The sequence below is a fragment of the Streptomyces sp. LS1784 genome, from assembly GCF_020103755.1.
Lineage (GTDB): Bacteria > Actinomycetota > Actinomycetes > Streptomycetales > Streptomycetaceae > Kitasatospora.
The window spans coordinates 1-3,051 of sequence record NZ_JAHSQD010000779.1 but is presented as its reverse complement, the minus strand read 5'-3'; the positions used below and the strand labels follow the sequence as shown (position 1 = coordinate 3,051).

Sequence of the window (3,051 nt, the reverse complement as noted above, 5' to 3'; positions counted from 1 at the left end):
CGCCCAGGCCGCGTCCCAGCGCGCCCGGTCCGGCCGGCTGCGGACCGCCGCGACCACTCCGTCCAGCACGGCCTGGCGCAGGTCCCCGCGCTCGGGCAGCACCGCGCCGGCCGGGTCGGCGAGCAGGTCCTCCGGGTCCGGCAGGTCCATCCGGTCCATGTGTGCCATCAGCTCCAGGCCCGGGCCGTCGCCGACGGTGCCGCGCACCAGCAGGGACAGCACCTCCCGGGAGGAGCCGGCGGCGGTCGCGAAGGCGACCAGCCGCAGCGTCATGTCCCAGCTGCGCGGGGACGGCCAGGCGCCGCCGCGCCGGGTCTCGGTGGTGGGCAGCCGGTGCACCAGTTCGGGGCGGGCGGCCAGCAGCCCGCACACCGAGCGCCGGGCGAGTACGACGGCCGCCGGCAGTGCCTTCGGGTCGAGCCGGGGCAGCGTGGCCACCGGCCAGACGCCGCGGAGGCCGCGTACCACCACCTCGTGGTCGTGCGTCCACTGGAGGTGGACGAAACGGTTGGCCAGCGGCGGGCTGAGCTCCCAGCCGTCGGCCGCCGAGGAGCGCGGGTTGGCGGCAGCCACGATCCTGACGCCGGGCGGGAGTTGCAGCGTGCCGATGCGCCGCTCCAGGACCAGCCGGAGCAGTGCGGCCTGGACGGCGGGCGGCGCGGTGGACAGCTCGTCCAGGAACAGCAGCCCGTGTCCGGCCCGCACCAGTCGGACCGCCCAGTCCGGCGGGGCCATCGGGACGCCCTGCTGTGCCGGGTCGTCGCCGACGATGGGCAGCCCGGAGAAGTCGGAGGGTTCGTGGACGCTGGCGATCACCGTGGTCAGCGGCAGTTCGAGGGCCTCGGCGAGCTGGTTGAGTGCGGCGGTCTTGCCGATGCCGGGCTCGCCCCAGAGCAGGACGGGCAGGTCGGCGGCGACAGCGAGGGTGAGCGCCTCCAGCTGGATGTCGGCGCGTGGTTCGGTGGTGGTGTCGGCCAGCAGGTCGAGCAGCTGCCGGGCGACGTCGAGTCGGGCGGCTTCGGGCGTGCGGATGGGCATGGGTGATCACCTCAAGGCGTGTGGTGCGGATGGGTCTTCAGTGCCGGGCGGCCGGCGCCGGCATCAGCGGAGCGAGGCCAGGCGTGGGCGGGCCCGGAACGAGGCATGGCGCGGGCGCGGGCGGAAGGCCGCGTTGTCCGGGCGCGAGCTGCGGCGCACGCGTGGCAACGGATAGTTGACGAGCTCGGGCCCGGTCAGACCCGCCCGGTAGAGGCCGTAGGCGATCCGCCGTTCGGCCGCCGCCGCCAGCTCGTCGCGGAGCGGTCCGTCGCGCAGCACCGCCTCCGGGCCGAGCAGGGCCTCGACCGCGGCCAGCGCCCCGGCGGTGTCGCCGTGGTCCAACCGCTCGCGCACACCGGCCAGTTGGTCAGGCCGGCGGTGCGTGAGGTCGATCGCCCGCAGACAGGGCAGCGGGGTGCCGGACAGGGCGGCCAGCAGCTCCTCGCGGTGCAGCTCGGCCGGGTCGTGGTCGAGCGGGGTGAGCACCCCGTCGACCAGCCCGATCCGGTGCCGCGCCCCTCGGCAGTCCACCAGCCGGTGGGGCTGGGGCCGCGTCGCCGCCTGCGCCCGGGGCGGATGTCCGGGCGCCAGCGCGGCCGCCACCAGCGGATGCAGCCGGTCGGCCTCGATCACACCGCTGCGGAGCAGGTCGAGGTCGGGCGGCACCCAGGTCGCGGCATCGGGGAGCAGCGGCAGCCCCGAGATGTCCCCGGAGGCCTGCGCGGTCGTCCCGTCCGGCCCGAGCAGCAGCCGCTGCCGACGCCCGAGCCGCACCACGACAGGGCCGGCCGGGCGCCCGTCGGCGCGCAGCAGCAGCTCGGCCTCGGCAGCCCAGCGGTCGACGGCACAACGTCGCGTCGGATCACCAAGGTCCGTACCCAGCAGGCCCGTTGGCGGGTCACCCGTACCGGCCCGGACGGCCAGCTCCGAGCTGCGCCCGGCGTCCCAGAGGTGCCGGTGCAGGTCGTAGCGGAACCGGCGGCTGGGGCGCGGACGCGGGTGCGGCGACCGGCCGTCGCCTCCGGAGCCGTCCCAGAGCGCCAGGGCGACCCGCTGGCCGTACTCCGCCCAGGCGGGCGGCGTGCGGACCACCAGGACGACCGGGGACTCGCCCGGGTAGCGGGCCAGCGGTACGGTGAGCCCGGGCCGCAGCAGCCCGTCCGGGGCGGACCTCGGCAGGTGCCAGCGCAGCAAGTCCGGTGCGAGGCAGCGGAGATCGGCCCGCAGCCGGTCGGCGAGCTCCCGCCCGTGGACGCGGGCGACGTCCCGCAGGCGGAAGTCGACCTCGACGTTCGCCGCGGCGCAGGCCCCGGCCCAGTCGCCGGCCAGGCGGAGGGCGGTGGAGGTTTCGATCATGGAGGGCGGCACGGCGTACTCGCGTACGCGCCGCCAGAAGGAGAGGCGGGAGTCGTTCCCGTGCGCGGGGTGAGTGGGCATCAGCACGCACTCTTCGCGGACGGGACCCCCATTCTGTGAGCAGCGTGAGTGGTCATCGCCGGGGAGCATAGCGTCCCACGCCGCCGCCCGCCACACCGTTCCGCTCCGCGGCCGGGTGCTCAAGGGCCGCTGGAGGCCGGGTCGAGAGGGGTGGTTCGTGGCGGCTCGGGTGTGTTCTGGTGGAGGGCGGAGGGGCGCGGCGGTGCGTAGACGCTCGCGCATGGAACTGAGTGCGGAGGCTATGGTTCGCCGGCCCGGAGTGGCCTTGACTGGTGGACACGAGGACGGACGCGCAGGGTTCACGGAACCCCGGCGGGTCCGACGATCCGAACAGGCTCCTACTCCGAGTGAGGGTGATTGTGATGGCTGGTGTGGTGGATCTCGCGGTCGAGTCCGGTGTCGTGCTGGTGGTCGGTGGGACGGGGAAGACGGGTCGCCGGGTGGCGGAACGGCTGACGGCCCGGGGTTACGAGGTGCGGGTGGGTTCGCGCTCGGGTGCGGTGCCGTTCGACTGGCATGACGAGGGGACGTGGGAGGGGGCGCTGGAGGGTGTGAGCGCGGCGTACCTCACCTACT

At 75.4% G+C, this 3,051-nt stretch carries 3 protein-coding genes; 1 reads left to right on the top strand and 2 read right to left on the bottom strand.

The window, feature by feature from the left end; all coding sequences use genetic code 11:
- Positions 1-1,038, bottom strand: a 1,038-nt coding sequence (locus KS423_RS42225; protein ID WP_224285013.1) for a MoxR family ATPase, incomplete at its 3' end; no start/stop codon positions are given.
- Between the two features lie 63 nt (positions 1,039-1,101).
- A complete protein-coding gene (locus KS423_RS42220) occupies positions 1,102-2,475 on the bottom strand; it encodes a hypothetical protein (RefSeq protein ID WP_224285012.1) in 1,374 nt (457 codons plus the stop codon).
- A gap of 362 nt (positions 2,476-2,837) precedes the next feature.
- Here KS423_RS42220 and KS423_RS42215 point away from each other — a divergent pair.
- Positions 2,838-3,051 (top strand): NAD-dependent epimerase/dehydratase family protein (locus KS423_RS42215; RefSeq protein WP_374120125.1); only part of this gene is annotated, 214 nt, incomplete at its 3' end.

Coding starts and splice junctions, on each gene's coding strand:
- KS423_RS42220 (WP_224285012.1), bottom strand. CDS start 2,475: ATGCCCACTCACCCCGCGCACGGGAACGACTCCCGCCTCTCCTTCTGG.